The organism is Xanthomonas sp., from assembly GCF_017163755.1.
GTDB lineage: Bacteria > Pseudomonadota > Gammaproteobacteria > Xanthomonadales > Xanthomonadaceae > Xanthomonas_A.
In genome coordinates this window covers 1-18,696 of record NZ_JAFIWC010000022.1, presented here as the reverse complement: position 1 = coordinate 18,696, position 18,696 = coordinate 1, and the positions used below count along the sequence as shown (strand labels likewise).

Sequence of the window (18,696 nt, the reverse complement as noted above, 5' to 3'; positions counted from 1 at the left end):
GCGCGCCGGACGGCGCTGTCGCAGTGCGTTGGCATTGCGCAGCGCCGGGTGGCGCGAGGACCGGCAGCAGCCCAGCGCGGTCCCGGCGCCGAAACTCGGCGCGGTCAGGTCGAACCGGGGTGGTTGGGGCGAGCGGCGGGGTGGTTCGGGCGAGCGGCGTCATGCCGCGCGGGCATCACCTCACACACACGCACTCCCCCGCGCCAGCCGGCGCAGTGGGGCACGGCTGCACAGCAGGGTCAGGCCAGGCGCTTGCCGGTCAGCGGCAGCGGCAACGGCTCGTTCTCGCCCTGGTTCAGCTTGGACGGCTTGCCGGTCAGCAGCACGTAGGCATCGACGCCGGTAAGTTCGGCGATCTTCAGCAAATGACGGGCATTGGGAACGGAACGGTTGTTCTCCCAGTGACCCAGGGTGCTATGCGCCACGCCAAGCAAGGCGGCCAGTTCGCGCAACGTGAAACCGGCATTGCGCCGCGCCTGCATCAATCGCACACCTATATCCACGGGACACCTCAGAGCGGCATGGTTGCGCCGCGCACCGCCAGCATAGTAGGGCTACCGCCCGCCATCAAGCCGAGCCGGGTAGACATTGCAGGACCATCGCATATTTTTGCCGCCGATGACATATCCGCCCGGTCGGGGGGCAGGCTGCTAGAATCGGCGCGTCCTCTTTTGCCGCATCACGCCCCCACCGCCATGAGCCATATCGCCACCGCGCCCGCCAACGCCGAGAAGCGCTACACCGTGCACCGCGCCGACCTGCCGCTGAGCTGCCCGACCCCGGAGATGGCGTTGTGGAACTCGCACCCGCGGGTCTACCTGCCGATCGAGGAAGCGTCCGACCACGAGGCACAGTGCCCGTATTGCGGCGCGGTCTTCGCGCTGGCCGACTGACCCGGCGGGTCGTGCACCGCCTGACCGTGGTGCAGTTGTTGCCGGCGCTGGAATCCGGCGGCGTCGAACGGTCCACGCTGGAGATCGCCGAGGCGCTGGTCGCCGCCGGCCACCGCGCGCTGGTGGTGTCGGCCGGCGGGCGGCTGCTGCCGGCGCTGGAGCAGGCCGGCGCCGAGCACCTGTGCCTGGATATCGGCCGCAAGTCGCTGCTGACTCTGCGCCACGTGCCGGCGCTGCGCCGCCTGTTCCAGCGCGAAGCGGTGGACATCGTGCATGCGCGCTCGCGGTTGCCGGCCTGGTTGGGCTGGCACGCGCTGCGCGGTCTGCCGGCGGCGCAACGGCCGCGCTTCGTCACCACCGTGCACGGGCTCAATTCGCCCAGCCGCTACAGCGCGGTGATGACCCGTGGCGAACGGGTCATCTGCGTCTCCGACACCGTGCGCGGCTACGTGCTGCAGCACTACCCGCGCACCGATCCGGCGCGCCTGCGGGTGATCCCGCGCGGCCTGGATCCGGCGCGGTTCCCGCGCCGCGCGATGCCGGACCCGCAGGCGCGCGCCTGGGCGGCGGCACAGGCGCCGGCGCTGGCCAGCGATGCGCCGCTGCTGCTGCTGCCCGGGCGCGGCACCCGGCTGAAGGGCCATGCCGATGCGTTGGCGCTGCTGGCCGCGCTGCGCGCCGACGGCCTCGACCTGCGCCTGTGGCTGCCGGGCGCGCGCGAGGCCGGGCGCGAGGTCTATGTGCGCGAGCTGGAAGCCGAGGCGACCGCGCTCGGCATCGGCGGCGCGGTCGCCTTCACCGCGCCGACCGCGCGCATCGCCGAAGCCTATGCCGCCAGCGCGCTGGTGCTGCAGCTGTCGCGCAAGCCGGAGGCGTTCGGGCGCACCGTGGTCGAGGCGCTGGCGGTGGGGCGGCCGGTGCTCGGCTGGGCGCATGGCGGGGCCGGCGAACTGCTGGCGCAGCTGCAGCCCGGCGGCGCGGTGCCGGCGTTCGATGCGGCGGCGCTGCACGCGGCGGCACGCCGGCTGCTGGCGCAACCGCCGCCGCCCCCGGCTACGATTCCCTACACGCTGCGCGCGATGCAGCAGGCAACCCTGGCGGTCTATGACGAACTCCGGCGCTGATCCCGCGGCCACCGCGCCTGTGCCGCCCGCGCGGGTCGGGTGCTGGGCGCCGGGCTGGGTGCTGCTGTTCGTGGCGCTGTGGCCGGCGCCGGGACTGGCCGCCGGGGTGCTGGCGCTCGGCGCGCTGGGCACGCTGGCGCTGCTGCTGCACCGCCGCTTCCGCGGCGGCACGCAACTGCTCAGCGGCCCGGCGTGGGCGCTGACCACGTTGCTGTTCCTGGCCTATTGGGTGCCGCAGCCGCTGTCGGCGCTGGGCGCGGTGGACGTGCCGCTGGCGCTGCGCGAGTCGGCGGCGGACCTGCGCTTCCTGCCGTTCCTGTGGCTGGTGGCGATGGCGGTGGCCACCGCGCGCGGCCGGCGCATCACCTTCGGCGGCCTGGCGATCATCGTCGTGGTCTGGACCGCGGACGCGCTGGGGCAGGCGCTGTTCGGCAGCAGCGCGCTGTTCTGGTCGATGGACCAGCTGAAGTGGGCGCTCAGCCAGCACGGGCTGTGCACGCCGGCGGAGATCGCCGCCGCCGACCGTCTCAGCGGCGTGTTCGGGCCGTGCAACCTCAAGTTCGGCCAAGTGCTGGCCAGCCTGTCGCCGTTCGCGCTGTTCGCCGCCGCCCGCCGCGGCGGCGCGTGGGGCTGGCTGCTCGCCGCCGCGGCGGTGGGCGTGGTGCTGGTGCTGGCCGGCTCGCGCGCCTCCTGGGTCACCTATGCGCTGGTGCTGCTGCTGTCCGGATGGCGGCTGCTCGGCGGCAAGCGCCTGCTCGGCGTCGGCCTGCTCGGAGTGCTGGCGCTGGGCCTGCTGGGGACGGTGTCGCCGCAGGTGCGCGAGCGCCTGCAGCTGACCAGCCTGGCGTTCAGCGCCCAGCCCGACGGGGTCAACGCCGCGCTGACCGGGCGCCGGCAGATCTGGGCGGCGGCATGGTGCATGGTGCGCGAGCACCCGATCAACGGCGTCGGCGTGCGCGGTTTCCGCGAGGCGTATCCGCACTGCGACCCGGCGCCGGCGCGTCCGCCCGAATGGGGCCAGGGACCGGCACTGCACGCGCACCAGATCGTGCTCGAACTGCTCAGCGAAACCGGCGCGATCGGCCTGCTGCTATGGCTGGCCGGCGCCGCGCAGGCCTGGCGCGCCTGGCGCTATGCGTCGCCGCCGGCGCGCGAACAGGCGCGGCCGGCGATGCTGGCGCTGGCCGCGACGGTGTTCCCGTTCAACACCCACCTGGCGTTCTATTCGTCGTTCTGGGGCGCGCTGACGCTGATGCTGGCGGCGCTGTACGTCGGCGCGCTGCTGGCCGAGGAACGGCAATAGGCGGCGCGCGCCGGGCCGGGCGAAGCGGTGCGCGGTGGCGCGGTCACTCGCCGGGCGCGGCCGGCTCGCGTTCGTAGAAGCGGCTGCGCCCGCCCGGCTGGCGCTTGAAGCGGCGGTGGATCCACAGGTACTGCGACGGCGCCTCGCGCACCATGTCCTCGATCGCGGCGTTGACCCGCGCGGTGTCGGCGACCATGTCCGCGGACGGGAAGTCCTCCAGCGGCGGGGCGATGCGCAGCACGTAGCGGCCGCCCTCGCGGCGATGGAAGAACGGTACCACCGCGCAGCCGGTCAGCCGCGCCAGCTGGTGGGTGGCGGTGATCGTCGCCGCGGGCATGCCGAAGAACGGCACGAACACCGTGTCCTTGCCGCGCATGTCCTGGTCCGGGGCGTACCACAGGAACCCCCCGCGCTTGAGGTGGCGCACGCTGGCGCGCAGGTCCTCGTTGGCGAACATCGCGATGGCGTAGCGCAGGCGGCCGCGCTTGACCGCCCATTCGAACACCGGGTTGCGGTGGCGGCGGTACATGCCGGCCAGCGGCACGTGCTGGCACAGCAGGCGGCCGCAGATCTCCAGGGTCATGAAGTGGCCGGACACCAGCAGCACGCCACGGCCCTGCGCCCGCAGCGCGTGCAGGTGCTCCAGTCCCTCGATGCGGGTGCGGGCGAGGATCGGCGCGATGCCGCCCCACCAGGCGCGCGCGAATTCGAACAGGCCCACGCCCAGCGCGTCGAAGCTGTCGCGCAGCATGCGCGCGTGCCAGGCCTCGTCCTGCTCGGGGAAACACAGTTTCAGGTTCACCGCCGCGGCGCGGCGGCGGGTGCCGGCCAGGCGCAGCGCCAGCCAGCCGACGCCGCGGCCGAGCGCGCGCTGCAGCAGCCAGGGCAGGCGCGCGGCCGCGACCGCGACCGCGAGCAGCAGCCACATCGACCAGTAGCGCGGCGAGCGCGGCGGCGGCGGCAGTTCCGAAGCGGAGGAAGAGGCGGGAGGCATGCGCCAAGTTTAACGGCTGCCGGGATGAGGGTCAGGCAACGGGGCCGCAGAGTCAGGAGAAAGCCGCATGCGGCTTGCATTCGCCGCCATCCGGTGCCGGCGCGACCCGCCGGCTCCTGCTCCCGGCGGGTCGCAGCGGCTATGCTTGGCCGATGCGCAACGATTTCATCGAGCGGCTGCTGCGCGGCCTGTACTCGGCCGTGCTCTACCTGCTGCTGCCGGTCACCGTCTACCACCTGATCTGGCGCGGTTTCCGCGTGCGCCAGTATTTCCAGCGCTGGGACGAGCGCTACGCGTCATATCCGCAGACCCGCGGCAGGCCACGGGTGTGGCTGCATGCGGTGTCGGTGGGCGAGGTCAACGCCGCCGCGCCGGTGGTCAACGCGCTGCGCGCGCAGCGCCCGGACATCCGCTGGGTGATCACCACCATCACCCCGACCGGGTCGGAGCGGGTGCAGGCGCTGTGGGGCGACGCCGTGGACCATGTCTACCTGCCGTACGACGTGCCCGGCAGCGTGGGCCGCTTCCTCGGCCACTTCCAGCCCAGCCTGGCGCTGATCCTGGAGACCGAACTGTGGCCGAACATGCTGTTCGGCTGCCGCGACCGGCGGATTCCGGTGTACGTGCTCAATGCGCGGCTGTCGGCGCGCTCGCTGCGCGGCTACCGGCTGTTGCGCGTACTGATCGGCCGCGCATTGCGCACGGTCACCTGCGTGGCGGCGCAATCGCAGGAGGACGCGGAGCGTTTCATCGAACTGGGCGCGCGCCCGGACCAGGTGACCGCGCTGGGCAACCTGAAGTTCGACATCGCCGTGCCGGCGCAGCTGGCGCAGTTCGTCGCCGCGTTCCGCCAGCAGGTGCCGGCCGCGCGGCCGGTGTGGATCGCGGCCAGCACCCACGAGGGCGAAGAGGCGGCGGTGATCGAGCTGCACCGGCAGCTGCGGCGGCAATGGCCCGACCTGCTGCTGCTGTGGGCGCCGCGCCACCCCGAACGCTTCGGCAAGGTCGAGGCGCTGGCGCGCGACCAGGGCTGGCAGGTGGCCACGCGCCGCCAGCAGCAATGGCCCGGGGCCGAGCACGGGGTGTTCGTGGTCGACACGCTGGGCGAACTGATGGCGTTCTACGCCTGCGCGCAGGTCGCCTTCGTCGGCGGCAGCCTGCAGCCGATCGGCGGGCACAACCTGCTGGAGCCGGCGGCGGTGGGCACGCCGGCGGTGACCGGTCCGCACCTGCACAACTTCGCCGAGATTTCGCGGCGCATGCGCGAGGCCGGCGCGGTGACCATCTGCGAGGACGCGCCCGCGGTGGCGAGCGCGCTGCAGGCCCTGCTGCAGGACCCGGTGGAGCGCAAGCGCATGGCCGAAGCCGGCTGCGCGCTGGTGGCCAACGGCCGCGGCGCGCTGCAGCGTGCGCTGGCGCTGATCGGGCCGGACCTGCCGCCGCTCGCCGAACCCTGCGTGACGGCCGCGGACTCGCCCTAGCCGGACCGGCGGCGCACGCGGCGGCGTCCGCGGCGCACGGCCACGGGCCGGACCACGGCGCAGACTGCGCGAAGCCAGCGCGGCAGACCGGAAACCCCAACCCGACAAACGAAGACGGCGGACCCGAAGGCCCGCCGTCCATGCGCCGCGTCGCCGCGGTATCGGGTTACTGCGTGGTGCTGCCGGTGTTGAGCTTGGCTTCGGCGCTCTGGGTGAGCAGCGCATTGATCGACTGCACCTCGGCCACGTCCAGCGCGCCCAGCGCCTGGCTCAGCAGCAGGCGGTTCTGCAGGAAGTTGTAGCGCGCCTGCGCGTAGGCCAGCTGCGCCTGGTACAGGGTGCGCTGGTTCTGCACCACGTCCAGCACGGTGCGCGTGCCCACTTCCAGGCCGACCTGCGAGGCGTCGTAGGCGGCCTGCGCCGACACCACCGCCAGGCGCCGCGCCTCGATCTCGCTGATGCCCGCCACCACGGTCTGGTAGGCGTTGCGGGTGTTGCGGTCCAGCGCGCGCTTCTGCTGCTCGTAGGTGTCCTGGGCGATATCGCGCTGCGCCAGCGCCTGGCGCACCGCCGACTGGGTCGCGCCGCCGGAGAAGATCGGGATGTTCAGAGTGACCCCGACCGTGTTGCTGTCCGCGCGCGGCGAGTTGCTGCTGGACAGGCCGTCGCCCCAGGTGGCGTCGCGGCCGACGCTGGCGGCCAGGTTCAGCGTGGGCAGATGCCCGGCGCGTGCGGCCGAGACGTTGTTCTCCGCCGCCTGCACCTGGTACTGGTAGGCCTTCAGCGCCGGATTGCGGTCGACCGCCGAGGCGATCAGCGTGTCGACGTTGCTGCGGTCGGCGGGCAGCTGCGGGCGGAAATCCTCCGGCAGGCCGCGCAGGTCGCGCACCGGCTGGCCGGTGATCTCGGTCAGCGCCTGGTAGTAGTCCTCCAGCGTGTTGCGCGCGGTGATGGTGTCCGCGCGCGCCTGGTCGTACTCGGCGCGCGCTTCGTGCACGTCGGTGATCGGCGCCAGGCCGACCTCCAGGCGCTTGTCGGCGTAGTCGAACTGCTTCTTCGCCGCCGCTTCGTTGGTCTCGGCCGCGACCAGCGATTCGATCGCCACCAGCACGTTGAAGTAGGCCGCCGAGGTGCGCACGATCAGGTCGTCGTTGGCCGAATCCAGGGTGTAGTCGGCAGCCAGGGCGTTGGCCTTCTGCGCCCGCAGCGTCGCGAACTGGGCGAAGTTGACCAGGGTCTGCTGGCCCTGGATCGCATAGCTGCGGCTCTTGCCGGTGCCGTCGACGGAGGTGCCGCCGCCCAGTTCGCGGTCGCTATGCGAGCGCTGCAGCGAGGCGCTGCCGTTCAACTGCGGCAACAGCGCCGCGCGCGCCTGCACCTCGCCTTCGCGGTTGAACAGCCGGGTGGACTCTGCCGTCGCCAGCTGCGGATCGCTGTTGCGGGCCATTTCATAGACTTGCAGCAGGTCCGCGGCATTGGCGGCCATCGGAGACAGCGCGGCGGCCAGCGCCAGGACGAGGGTTCGGCGGATCATTGCGGCTTCCTTGGATGGATCAGAATGTGAACTTGGGAACCGGCGCGGCGCCGCGCAGGTAGTAGGCCAGGTCGGTCTCGAACAGGGACTCGGTGCGCGGGCCGCCGGCGTCGGCGCGGACCAGCACCGCTTCCATCACCGGCGCGCTGCCGCGGACCGCGAACAGGCGGCCGCCGGGGCGCAGCCAGGCCAGGAATTGCGGGGGAATCTCGGTGACGGCGGCGGTGACGCAGACCGCGTCGAAGCGCCGGTCGCTGCTCCAGGCGAAGGCGTCGGCGACGTCGATGCGCACGTTGCTGCCCAGGCCGGCGGCGTCCAGGTTGGCGCGCGCGGCGGCGGCCAGCGCCGGGTCGATCTCCAGGCTGACCACTTCGCGGCCGAGCTCGCCCAGGCAGGCGCTGACGAAGCCGCTGCCGGTGCCGATCTCCAGCACGTCCTCGCCCGACTGCAGCTCCAGCGCCTGCAGCATGCGGCCTTCGATCACCGGCTTCATCATGTACTGGCCGTGGCCCAGCGGGATTTCCAGGTCGGCATAGGCCACGGCGCGATGGCTCTCGGGTACGAAGACCTCGCGCGGCAGCCGCGCCAGGATGTCGAGCACGCGCAGGTCGAGCACGTCCCAGGGACGCACCTGCTGTTCAACCATCTTTTCGCGGGCCAGGGAGTAGTCGATCGTCATCAGGGGCATCCAACGCGGTGGGCCGGGCATTTTACCGGGTGGAAGGGTAGCGCGTACGCCGAAGCATCGCCGCCCGGACGCCCGGGCGCGCAGTGCCGGAAGTCATCGGCCCCACCGGCGGCATGCACGTCAGCGCGGGGCATAGGCGCGCAGGAAGAAGTCGACGCTGCTCTGGATGTGCGCATCGATGTCGGCGGGGGTGGGCTTGCAGCGGATGCCGCACATCATCAGCGGGTGCAGCTCGCCCTTCATCAGGCAGAAGAACTGCGACGCGGCCAGGTGCAGGTCGGGGATGTCCAGGCGCCCGGCGGCGACGTGCACCTGGAGCATCTGCGCCAGCACGTCCTGGGTGCGCTTGGGACCGGCGTTCCAGAACATCTCGCGCACGTGCGCATCGCCGGTGCCCGGGGTCAGCATCATGCGGTGGGTGGCGATCGCCGATTCGCTGCTGATCAGCGCGAAGAACGCCTGCCCGATCTCGATCAGCTGCGCACGCAGCGGGCCCTTGAGCTCGTGGCCGAACAGGTCGTCGGGCATCAACTCGAGGCATTGCGCACGCACCGCCTCGGCGAACAGGGTCTCCTTGTCGCCGTAGTGGCTGTACACGGTGAGCTTGGAGACGCCTGCACGCGCGGCGATGCCGTCCATGCTGACCCCGGCGAAGCCGAGCTCGGTGAACATCTGCCGCGCCGCGTCGAGGATCGCCGCGCGTTTGCCCAAGTCCTTGGGCCGCCCGGGTCCGGCGGTGCGCGATGCGGGTTTGGGCGGGGAGACGGAAGACGCTTTGCTGACCATGGCGGCAATACTAGACCAGTCGGTTCGATATATATACTATACCGTCAGGTTCATTATTGTGCGGATGTTCGGCGGTGGGCAGGCCTGGCCGTTCAGCCGGGACCCGGCAGAGGCCTGTGGCGCACCGGGCGTGGCGGTGGCGTCGACCCGGAGGCGACCTGCGCCCGGCCTGCGCAAGCCGCCGCCGGGCCGCCATGCGGGACGCGACTCGGGCGGTACCCGCCGCTACGGCGCGACGGCAGATGCAGCGCTGCCATGGCGACCTGCTCGACTACGCATCTGCGCGCTTCGCCGATACGGTGACCGCCGCATGCATGCTCCTGCCGACGGCCGGTTGCGCGCACAGCGGCGCGTGCACGGATGCGAGCGCATGGCGCATGGCGTGTGGATTGCGGATGCGGCGGAAGGTCGCAGGCGTTGGCGGACGTGGGGAACTTCCTGACATTCGGCGCGCGCGGCGCGATGCTAAATTGACGGCTTGCGGGTCGGGTCGCCGAACGCCGCGACTGTGATCCGGAATTCATGAAGCAGGGGGAACTGCGTCAATCCAGTGCGGACGGCACCCCGGTGCCCGCCTGCCACGTCCGCATGCGCGTCGTTCACGCGCTGCTGGCGGCGTGGCTGGCGGTGTCGGCGTGGACGGCGCTGGCGGCGGCGCCGGCCGCACCCGCGCCGTCGCCGCTGCGCGGCCTGGTCGACAGCCACACCATCGCGCGCTGGACCATGGACGAAGGCCTGCCGCACAACCTGGTGCATGCGCTGGCGCAAGGCGAGGACGGCCTGATCTGGGCCGGCACCTGGGAAGGCGTGGCGCGGTTCGATGGCCGCGACTTCACCGTGTTCGACCGGCAGAACACCCCGGGCATGGAGCTGTCGGGCGTGTTCGCGGCCGTGCCCGAGCACGACGGCGGCATGCTGTTCGGTACCGCCTACGACGGCGTGTTCCGCTACCACGACGGCGCCTGGACCCATCTGGGCGGCGCCGCGGCGCGCAAGCTGCGGGTGGCGGCGCTGCTGCGCGACCGCGACGGGTCGCTGTGGGTCGGCGCCGACGACGGCCTGTACCGGATCGGTGCCGACGACCGCCTCACCGAGATGACCGGCCGCGTGCGGCTGCCGCAGGCGCGGGTGTCGGCGCTGCTGCAGCAGGCCGATGGCGCGTTGCTGGTGGGCACCGCGCGGGGCCTGTATCGCCTCGCCCCGCACGAGCCGCGCGCGCGGCGCTGGGGGCGCACGCCGGCGATGCGGCAGGCGCCGGTGCACCGCCTGGCGCACGACCGCGACGGCGGCCTGCTGGTGGCCGGCGACGATGGCGTGTGGTGGCTGCGTAAGAACGGCGCGCTGCAGCAGCTGCGCCGCGGCCAACGCGTGGATGCGGTGCTGCACGATCGCCAGGGCCAGCTGTGGATGAGCCTGTCCAGCGGACAACTGGTGCGGCGCACGCCGGAGGGCGGCGACGATCAGGTGTTGTCGATCTCAGGGGTGGTCAGCCCGGCGCTGCTGGAGGACGACGAAGGGCTGATCTGGGCCGGCAGCACCGACGGCCTGTTCCGCGTCGCCGACGGCGATGCCGGCGGGCTGACCCGGCGCGAGGGCCTGGGCGGCGACTACGTGCGGGTGGTGCGGCAGACCGACGACGGCGTGGTGTGGATCGGCCATGCCGGCGGCCTGAACCGCTGGCAGCACGGCCGCCTCGGCACGCCGCGGATCGGCCTGGGCGGCGGCCGCGATCCGTCGGTGCTGGCGCTGGCCGCGGCCAACGGCGGCGGGGTATGGGTCGGCACCTACGACCAGGGCGTGCTGGCGCTGGCGCCGGACGGCCGGCTGCGGCAACGCATCGGCACCCGCGAAGGCCTGCCCAAGGCGACGGTGCGCGCGCTGCTGCAGGATACGGACGGCGGCCTGTGGATCGGCAGCGGCGCCGGCCTGGCGCATTACCGGCAGGGGCGCCTGCGGCACTACACCAGCGCCGACGGCTTGCCGTCGCAGCAGGTCCAGGCGCTGTACCGGGACCGCGACGGCGCGCTGTGGATCGGCACCAGCGCCGGCATCGCCACGCTGTCGCCGCAGGGGCGGTTGCGCGCCTGGGCCGCCGGCGCGGCGTTCCCGGCGCAGAACGCGTTCGATTTCCTCCAGGACGGAGCGGCGTTGTGGGTCGCCAGCGACCGCGGCCTGCTGCGGCTGCAGGACGGCCGCTTCCGCGTCTACGACCATCGCGCCGGGCTGCCGCGCGACAAGCTGTTCCGGATCCTGGACGACGGCCGCGGCTACCTGTGGCTGTCCAGCAACCAGGGCGTGTTCCGGGTGGCGCGCGAGTCGTTCGCGCAGCTGGACGCGGGCCGCCGCGCGCAGCTGGCGGTGGACCTGGTCGACCGCAGCGACGGCATGCCCGGCAGCCAGGGCAACGGCGGCAGCGCGCCGGCCGGCTGGCTGACCGGCGAAGGCGCGCTGTTGCTGCCGACCTCGGCCGGGCTGGCGGTGATCGATCCGGCCCTGCCCAGCCGGCACCGGCAACGCGCGCCGCCGATCGTGTTCGAACAGGTGGCGATCGAAGGCGAAGCGCGCCCGCTGCGCAGCCGTTACACGGTGGACGGCGGCATCGCCCGGCTCGGCATCGGCTACGCCGGGCTGAGCTTCCGCGCGCCGGGCAAGGTGCGCTACCGCTATCGCCTGCACGGCTTCGATGCGGACTGGATCGATGCCGGCAGCGGCGACCAGGCGGTCTACACCAACCTGCCGCCGGGCAACTACCGCTTCGAGGTGCAGGCGATGACCCTGCCGGTGGACTGGAGCGGCGGCGAGCGCGTCGGCCGCGCCTCGCTGGGGCTGGACGTGGTGCCGCCGTTCTGGCGCCGCGGCCCGTTTGTGGCGCTGGCGGTGGCGGTCGCGGTCGGCCTGCTGTCGTGGTGGTACAGCCTGCGCAACAAGCGCTACCGCGAGCGCCAGCGCCGGCTCAACGCGATCATCGCCGAGCGCACCGCCGAACTGCGCTCCAAGAACCTGGCGCTGAAGCTGGCCGGCCGCGAGCGCGACGAACTGGTGCGCCGGCTCGCGCACCAGGCCGGCCACGATGCCCTGACCGGCCTGCCCAATCGCCGCACCGCCGATCCGCACCTGAGCGCGGCGCTGGAACGCGCGTTGGCGGCGCGCACGCCGCTGTGCGTGGCGTTGCTGGACATCGACCATTTCAAGCGCATCAACGACGTGCACGGCCACGAGATCGGCGACGAGGTGCTGCGCCACATCGGCGAGCTGCTGCGCGCGACGCTGGGCGAGCAGGCGTTCGCCGCGCGCCACGGCGGCGAGGAGTTCCTGCTGGTGCTGCCGGGGCTGAGCCAGGAGCAGGCGCGCGAGCGCCTGGATGGCGTGCGCCGCCGTTTCGCCACGATCGACGTCAGCGACGGCGAAGGCCGCCGCGTGCAATGCACCGCCAGCATCGGCCTGGCCTGCCTGGGGCCGGGCCTGCAGACCCGACGCGAACTGCTCGCGCTGGCCGACCAGCGCCTGTACCAGGCCAAGCGCGAAGGCCGCGACCGGGTGGTCGGGTAGGGCGGCTTCCCGGCATCGCGGCCGGAAGCGCGGCCGCGCGACCGGAAGCCGCATTGCAGTGCCGCGCCGCTTGCTGGCGGGAGCCGCTGCGGGCGGCTGCGGGCGATCGGCCGCGACGGAGCGCCCGGAGCCTCAACCCCGACTGCCACGGCTTGACGCACGCCGGGCGTGCGCAAGGCACGCCCGCCGGCGCCGGCTCAGTCGCGCAGTTCCTCGACGAAGCCGTGCGCCTGGATCTGCTCGACCACCGCGCGCGCGGCGGCGTTGGTGGAGATGCCCTGGCCGGGCGCGGCCAGGTCGGCGGTGAACGCCTGCGCGTGCAGCGCGGCATCCACCGCCTGCTCGATCGCCTCGGCTTCGGCGTTCAGGCCCAGCGAGTGGCGCAGCAGCAGCGCGGCGCTGAGGATCGTCGCGTAGGGATTGGCGATGCCCTTGCCGGCGATGTCCGGCGCCGAGCCGTGGATCGGTTCGTACAGGCCGATCCGGCCCTCGCCCAGCGACGCCGACGGCAGCAGGCCCAGCGAGCCGGCCAGCATCGACGCCTCGTCGGTGAGGATGTCGCCGAACATGTTCTCGGTGACGATCACGTCGTACTCGCGCGGCTTGGCCAGCAGGTGCATCGCCATCGAATCGACCAGCTGGTGCTCCAGGCGCACGTCCGGGAACTCGTCGCGGCCGATCCGCGCGGCCACGTCGCGCCACAGCCGCGAGGTCTCCAGCACGTTGGCCTTGTCCACCGAGGTGACGTGGTTGCGGCGCTGCTGCGCCAGGCGGAACGCGCTGCGCAGCACCCGCTCGATCTCCTCGACGCTGTAGCGGCACAGGTCGCTGGCGTCGGTGGCGCTGCGGGTCTTGTCGCCGAAGTAGATGCCGCCGGTCAGCTCGCGCACCACCACGATGTCCACGCCGGTGAGCAGGTGCGGCTTGATCGGCGAGGCGTCCAGCGCCGCCGGATGCGGCTTGACCGGGCGCAGGTTGGCGAACAGGCCCAGGCCGCGGCGGATCGCCAGCAGGCCCTGCTCGGGGCGGATGGTGGCGTTGGGGTCGGACCATTTCGGCCCGCCGACCGCCCCCAGCAGCACCGCATCGGCCTGCCGGCAGGCGGCCAGCGTGGCCGCCGGCAGCGGCTCGCCGTGGCGGTCGATGGCGATGCCGCCGATGTCGTGTTCGTGGAACTGGAAGCTGTGGTTGTAGCGGCGGGCGATGGTGCGCAGCACCGAGACCGCGGCGGCGGCGACCTCGGGGCCGATGCCGTCGCCTGGCAGGACGACGATGTCAGCGTGCATGGGTGGCCTCGTAGCGTTCGATCTCGGGTTGGCGCAGCAGCAGGTAGCCCAGTTCGTCCACGCCCTCGAGCAGGCAGGTCTGGGAGAACTCGTCGAGCGGGAAGGGGTAGACGCGGCCGTCGGGCGTGCGCAGTTCGCGCGCGGCCACGTCCACGGTCAGCGCGTCGTCCGGGCGCTGCATCAGCGTCTGCACGTCGGCCTCGGCCAGCACGATCGGCAGCAGGCCGTTCTTGAGGCTGTTGTTGCGGAAGATGTCGGCGATCTCGCTGCTGACGATCGCGCGCAGGCCCAGGTCGGTCAGCGCCCACGGCGCATGTTCGCGCGAGGAACCGCAACCGAAGTTGCGCCCGGCCAGCAGGATCTGGCGCCCGGCGTTGTGCGCCTGGTTGAACGCGAACTCGGGATTGGGCGTGCCGTCGGCCTGCCAGCGCCAGTCGTTGAACGCGTTGCGGCCCAGCCCGGCGCGCTCGGTGGTGGACAGGAACCGCGCCGGGATGATCTGGTCGGTATCGATGTTGGTCTGGCGCAGCACCACGCTGGCCGAGGTGAGGGCGGCGAATCCGGCCATCAGCGGGTCTCCTGGGAAACGGGAACGGTCGCCGCGGCGGGCGCGGCAGCGGCGGGCGGCGCGCGGTGGGGCGCCGTGCGGCGCTGCGCCAGCGCGCGAGCGGCCGCGGCGGCGAAGGTCAGGGTGGCGGCCAGCGCGGCCACGTGCAGCGCCATCACGCGACCTCCCGGGCGGCGGCGAACAGCTCGCGCGGATCGCTGACCTTGCCGTTGACCGCGGCCCACGCCGCGCTCATCGGCGAGGCCAGCAGGGTGCGCGAGCCGGGGCCCTGGCGGCCTTCGAAATTGCGGTTGCTGGTGCTCACCGCCAGCTGCCCCGGCGCGACCAGGTCGCCGTTCATCGCGATGCACATCGAGCAGCCGGACTCGCGCCACTCGGCGCCGGCGGCGCGCACCACCTCGTCGATGCCCTCGGCCTCGGCCTGGCGCTTGACGATCTCCGAGCCGGGCACCACCAGCATGCGCACGTTCGGCGCGACGCGGCGGCCGCGCAGCACCTGCGCCACTTCGCGCATGTCGCTGAGCCGGCCGTTGGTGCACGAACCGACGAACACCACGTCCACCGGCGTGCCGATCAGCGCGTGGCCGGATTCGAAGTGCATGTAGTCCAGGCCCTTCTGCGCGGCGGCGTCCTGCGCGGCGGGAATCGGCACGTCCACCGCGATCGCGGTGCCTGGGTGCGTGCCCCAGGTCAGGGTCGGGCGGATGTCGCGCGCGTCGATGCGCACGTCCACGTCGAAGCGCGCGCCGGGGTCGCTGCGCAGCTGCGACCAGCGCTGCACCGCGGCGTCGAAGTCCGCGCCCCTGGGGCCGCGCGGGGTCTTGGCCACCCAGTCGAAGGTGACCTGGTCCGGGGCGACCATGCCGGCGCGCGCGCCGGCCTCGATCGACATGTTGCACAGGGTCATGCGCTGCTCCATGCCCATCGCCTCGATGGTGGAGCCGCGGTATTCGAGCACGTGGCCGGTGCCGCCGTTGACCCCGATCACGCCGATGATGTGCAGGATCACGTCCTTGGCGCCGACGCCGGGCGCCAGCGGCCCGTCCACGGTGATCGCCATGGTCCTGGCCTTGCGCTGCAGCAGGCACTGCGTGGCCAGCACGTGGCCGACCTCGCTGGTGCCGATGCCGAACGCCAGCGCGCCGAACGCGCCGTGGGTGGAGGTGTGGCTGTCGCCGCAGACGATGGTCATGCCGGGCTGGGTGAAGCCCTGCTCGGGCGCGATCACGTGCACGATGCCGCGGTTGTCCGAGCCCATGTCGAACAGCTCGATGCCGTAGTCGGCGCAGTTGCGCGCCAGCATGTCCACCTGCGCCTCGGAGGCCGGGGTGTAGTACGCCAGCTTGCCTTGCGCATCGCGCGGCAGGGTCGGCGTGGAGTGGTCCATCGTCGCCTTGGTGCGGTCGGGCCGGCGCGGCGCCAGCCCGCGCGACTTGAGCTCGGTGAACGCCTGCGGCGAGGTCACCTCGTGGATCAGGTGCAGGTCGATGTACAGCACCGCCGGGGCGGTGGCGCTTTCGGGGACGACGACGTGCGCGTCCCACAGTTTGTCGTACAGGGTGCGGGGAATCGAGGACATTGCGGGACTACCTGGCAAAGACGCTGGGCAAGGGCGGGAAATGGACGCGGGCGCGCATGATGAGGGGGCAGCGACCGCTCATGCGGCGGCAGTGGCGCTGCCGGCGTGCGTGGCCTGGCGCTGGCGCAGCACGCGGTTGGCCACGTCCAGCCAGGCCAGCGCGCTGGCCTCGATGATGTCGCGGCTGGTGCCGGTGCCGTCGAATTCGGTGTCGCCGTAGCGCACGCTGAGGTTGGCCTCGCCGCGCGCGTCGGCGCCGATGCCCACGCTGTGCACCTGGTAGCTGTCCAGGGTCAGCTGCACGCCGGTGGCGGCGGCCAGCGCGGCGAATAGCGCATCGACCGGGCCGTCGCCTTCGGCGCGCTCGCTCACCCGCTGGCCTTCCGGGTCCGACAGCTCGACCTGCGCGCTGGCGCGCTGGCCGCGGTCGCTGACGGTCATCGACGACAGGCGGTAGCCCTGGCTCTCCGGCGCGTCCTGCATCATCGCCTGCAGGTCGCTGTCGTTGACCACGCGCTGCTGCTCGCACAGTTCCTTGAACGCGGCGAAGGCCAGGTTCAGTTCGGCCTCCTCCAGCACGTAGCCCAGCGCGCGCAGGCGCTGCTCGACCGCGGCGCGGCCGCTGTGGCGGCCAAGCACCATCTGCGACGATTCCCAGCCCACGTCTTCCGGACGCATGATCTCGTAGGTGCCGCGGTGGCGCAGCATGCCGTGCTGGTGGATGCCCGACTCGTGGGCGAAGGCGTTGGCGCCGACGATCGCCTTGTTGCGCTGTACCGGCATACCGACCAGGCGCTGCAGCAGCTGCGAGGTGGCGACGATGCGCGGGGTGTTGATCGCGCTGTCGATCGCGTAGAACGCGTTGCGCACCTTCAGCACCATCGCGATCTCCTCCAGCGCGCAGTTGCCGGCGCGCTCGCCGATGCCGTTGATGGTGCATTCCACCTGCCGCGCGCCGCCCTCGACCGCGGCCAGCGAGTTGGCCACGGCCAGGCCCAGGTCGTTGTGGCAGTGGGTGCTGAACACCACCCGGTCGGCGCCGGGCACGCTGGCGATCAGCCGCGAGAACATGCCGCGGATCTCCTCGGGCGTGGTGAAGCCGACCGTGTCGGGCAGGTTGATGGTGGTGGCGCCGGCGGCGATCGCCACCGCGGCGACCTCGGCCAGGAACTCCTCCTCGGTGCGGGTGGCGTCCTCGGCCGAGAACTCCACGTCGTCCACGTACTGGCGCGCCAGCGACACGTGCTTGCGCACCGATTCGAGCACCTGCTCGCGGTTCATCCGCAGCTTGTGCTCGCGGTGCAGCGGGCTGGTCGACAGGAACACGTGCAGGCGCGGCCTGGCGGCCGCTTCCAGCGCGCGCGCCGAGGTCTCGATGTCGGTGGCCAGGCAGCGCGACAGCACCGCCAGGGTCGGCTCGCGCAGCTCGCGGCCGATCAGCGCCATCGCCTCGCGGTCGGACTGCGAACTGGCCGGGAAGCCGGTCTCGATGATGTCCACGCCCAGTTCGGCGAGCGCGCGCGCCATCACCAGCTTCTGCGGCGGGGTCATGCTGCAGCCGGGGGATTGCTCGCCGTCGCGCAGGGTGGTGTCGAAGATGCGGATTCGGGGGGTCTGGGAAGAAGACGAAGTGTTCACCAGATGGTTTCCTCTACGGCGGCGGTGGCTGGCGGATGGGGAGGCGGTACGGCAGGGCGGAGCGGGGCGGGCGGAACGGCGGCGCGCTGGTTGCGAAGTCGCTCGGTGTTGCGGCGGCGCGGCTTGCGCGGGGCGCGCGGCCGTACCTCCGACAACAGCGTCGCCAGCACCCCGGCGTCGATGTTGCCGCCGGACACCACCGCGCACTTGCGCTTGCCGGCGACGCGGCGGCCGGCGGCCAGCGCCAGCGCGCCGGCGCCTTCGGCGATCACGTGTTCTTCCAGCGCCAGGCGGACCAGCGTTTCGCGCAGTTCCGCCTCGCGCACGATCACCACGTCGTCGAGCAGGCTGGCGCACAGCCGGCGGGTGATGAACCCGGGAATTTTAACCCTGACGCCGTCGGCCAGGGTGGACGCCGGGTCCAGCGCGCGGACGTCGCCGCGGATCGCGCGCGCCATCGAGTCCACGCCTTCGACCTGCGCGCCGACGATGCGCACGCCCTGCGAGCGCAGCGCCAGCGCCACCCCGGCGGCCAGGCCGCCGCCGCCGATCGGCACGATCACCACGTCCGGCGCGTGCGGGGCGATCTCGATGCCGACCGTGCCCTGGCCGGCGATCACGTCCGGATCGTCGAACGCGGACAGGAAGCGGTAGCCGTTCTGTTCGGCCAGTTCGCGGGCGAAGCCGTACGCCTCGTCGTAGCTGTTGCCGTGCAGGCGCACGGTGGCGCCCCAGTGGGCGACGCCGGCGATCTTGGTCTGCGGCGCGCTGTGCGGCATCACCGTGATCGCCTGCACGCCCAGCCGGTGCGCGGCCCAGGCCAGGCCCTGGGCATGGTTGCCGGCCGAGGCGCAGATCACCGGCCGCTCGTCGCCGCGCTCCAGCCCGGCCAGCAGCGCGTTCAGCGCGCCGCGCACCTTGTACGAACCGGTGCGCTGCAGGTTCTCCAGTTTCAGCCAGACGCCGAAGCGCTCGGCGTAGTGCATCGGCGTCGGCGGCAGGTAGCGGCGCAACCGCGCCTGCGCGGCCAGCACGTCGGCCACGCTGACGGCTACGTCGCCTACGTCGGGCTCCTGCGCGGCGGGGCGGCCGGGATCAGGCATGGGCCGGGGGGCTCGGGACCAGGGACCGGGGACCAGGGACCCGTGAGGAGCTGGGGACCAGGGACCGGGGACCGGGGACCCGGAAAAGCGGGTTGGCGGGAAGAAGCGACCTCCATGGAAGAAGGCCCCTCCGCGGGCGCGCATGCAGACGAGCGGACGCGTGCGGACAG

Annotated in this window: 16 protein-coding genes; 5 read left to right on the top strand and 11 right to left on the bottom strand. The window is 72.6% G+C overall.

The genetic code is table 11. From position 1 onward, the window contains the following. Positions 1-239: 239 nt before the first annotated feature. Positions 240-491, bottom strand: a complete 252-nt coding sequence (locus tag JR065_RS15030) for a helix-turn-helix domain-containing protein (RefSeq protein WP_343237278.1) — start codon at positions 489-491, stop codon at positions 240-242. Between the two features lie 204 nt (positions 492-695). Between JR065_RS15030 and JR065_RS15025 the strand changes: the two genes are divergently transcribed. Genes JR065_RS15025 through JR065_RS15015 form a run of 3 tightly spaced genes read left to right on the top strand, consistent with a single transcriptional unit; the run spans position 696 to position 3,320 of the window. Beyond that, a complete protein-coding gene (locus JR065_RS15025; protein ID WP_206235103.1) occupies positions 696-893 on the top strand; it encodes a zinc-finger domain-containing protein in 198 nt (65 codons plus the stop codon). Between the two features lie 11 nt (positions 894-904). Continuing rightward, entirely contained in the window at positions 905-2,017 is a 1,113-nt protein-coding gene (locus JR065_RS15020; protein WP_206235102.1) for a glycosyltransferase, read from the top strand. Next, entirely contained in the window at positions 1,998-3,320 is a 1,323-nt protein-coding gene (locus JR065_RS15015; protein ID WP_206235101.1) for an O-antigen ligase family protein, read from the top strand. Before JR065_RS15020 ends, JR065_RS15015 begins: the two co-directional genes overlap by 20 nt. Positions 3,321-3,363: 43 nt before the next feature. Here JR065_RS15015 and JR065_RS15010 read toward each other — a convergent pair whose 3' ends face one another. Next, positions 3,364-4,314, bottom strand: a complete 951-nt coding sequence (locus JR065_RS15010) for an LpxL/LpxP family Kdo(2)-lipid IV(A) lauroyl/palmitoleoyl acyltransferase (RefSeq protein WP_206235100.1) — start codon at positions 4,312-4,314, stop codon at positions 3,364-3,366. 152 nt (positions 4,315-4,466) lie between these two features. Here JR065_RS15010 and waaA point away from each other — a divergent pair, with 152 nt between their 5' ends. Then, the gene (gene waaA, locus JR065_RS15005) at positions 4,467-5,795 is read left to right on the top strand and encodes a lipid IV(A) 3-deoxy-D-manno-octulosonic acid transferase (protein WP_206235099.1); all 1,329 of its coding nucleotides are present in this window, start codon (positions 4,467-4,469) and stop codon (positions 5,793-5,795) included. A 166-nt stretch (positions 5,796-5,961) separates the two neighbouring features. Here waaA and JR065_RS15000 read toward each other — a convergent pair whose 3' ends face one another. The 3 genes from JR065_RS15000 to JR065_RS14990 all read right to left on the bottom strand — a co-directional run bounded on the left by JR065_RS15000 (position 5,962) and on the right by JR065_RS14990 (position 8,803). Beyond that, complete coding sequence (locus tag JR065_RS15000; protein WP_206235097.1) at positions 5,962-7,329, bottom strand: TolC family outer membrane protein; 1,368 nt, start codon at positions 7,327-7,329, stop codon at positions 5,962-5,964. A gap of 19 nt (positions 7,330-7,348) precedes the next feature. Further along, entirely contained in the window at positions 7,349-8,008 is a 660-nt protein-coding gene (locus JR065_RS14995) for a protein-L-isoaspartate O-methyltransferase family protein (RefSeq protein WP_206235096.1), read from the bottom strand. Positions 8,009-8,137: 129 nt separating this feature from the next. Further along, a complete protein-coding gene (locus JR065_RS14990) occupies positions 8,138-8,803 on the bottom strand; it encodes a TetR/AcrR family transcriptional regulator (protein WP_206235095.1) in 666 nt (221 codons plus the stop codon). Positions 8,804-9,325: 522 nt separating this feature from the next. Between JR065_RS14990 and JR065_RS14985 the strand changes: the two genes are divergently transcribed. After that, positions 9,326-12,352: a ligand-binding sensor domain-containing diguanylate cyclase gene (locus tag JR065_RS14985; RefSeq protein ID WP_206235094.1), complete on the top strand. Its 3,027-nt coding sequence runs from the start codon at positions 9,326-9,328 to the stop codon at positions 12,350-12,352. 197 nt (positions 12,353-12,549) lie between these two features. Here the strand turns inward: JR065_RS14985 and leuB are convergent, their stop codons facing one another. The 6 genes from leuB to JR065_RS14955 form a co-directional block, all read right to left on the bottom strand. Next, positions 12,550-13,638: a 3-isopropylmalate dehydrogenase gene (leuB, locus tag JR065_RS14980; protein WP_206235092.1), complete on the bottom strand. Its 1,089-nt coding sequence runs from the start codon at positions 13,636-13,638 to the stop codon at positions 12,550-12,552. Beyond that, positions 13,628-14,206, bottom strand: coding sequence for a 3-isopropylmalate dehydratase small subunit (leuD, locus tag JR065_RS14975; protein ID WP_206235091.1), 579 nt, complete (start codon positions 14,204-14,206; stop codon positions 13,628-13,630). Before leuD ends, leuB begins: the two co-directional genes overlap by 11 nt. Further along, positions 14,206-14,361 carry a hypothetical protein gene (locus JR065_RS14970; protein ID WP_206235089.1) on the bottom strand — a complete coding sequence of 52 codons (156 nt, stop codon included), beginning with the start codon at positions 14,359-14,361 and terminating at the stop codon, positions 14,206-14,208. Before JR065_RS14970 ends, leuD begins: the two co-directional genes overlap by 1 nt. After that, on the bottom strand, positions 14,361-15,785 hold the full coding sequence (leuC, locus tag JR065_RS14965; protein WP_206235088.1) for a 3-isopropylmalate dehydratase large subunit: 1,425 nt from the start codon (positions 15,783-15,785) through the stop codon (positions 14,361-14,363). The genes JR065_RS14970 and leuC overlap by 1 nt, the downstream gene beginning before the upstream one ends. A 78-nt stretch (positions 15,786-15,863) precedes the next feature. Then, positions 15,864-17,423, bottom strand: coding sequence for a 2-isopropylmalate synthase (locus tag JR065_RS14960; protein ID WP_206235087.1), 1,560 nt, complete (start codon positions 17,421-17,423; stop codon positions 15,864-15,866). Continuing rightward, positions 17,420-18,526, bottom strand: coding sequence for a threonine dehydratase (locus JR065_RS14955; RefSeq protein ID WP_206235085.1), 1,107 nt, complete (start codon positions 18,524-18,526; stop codon positions 17,420-17,422). The genes JR065_RS14960 and JR065_RS14955 overlap by 4 nt, the downstream gene beginning before the upstream one ends. Positions 18,527-18,696: the final 170 nt, after the last annotated feature.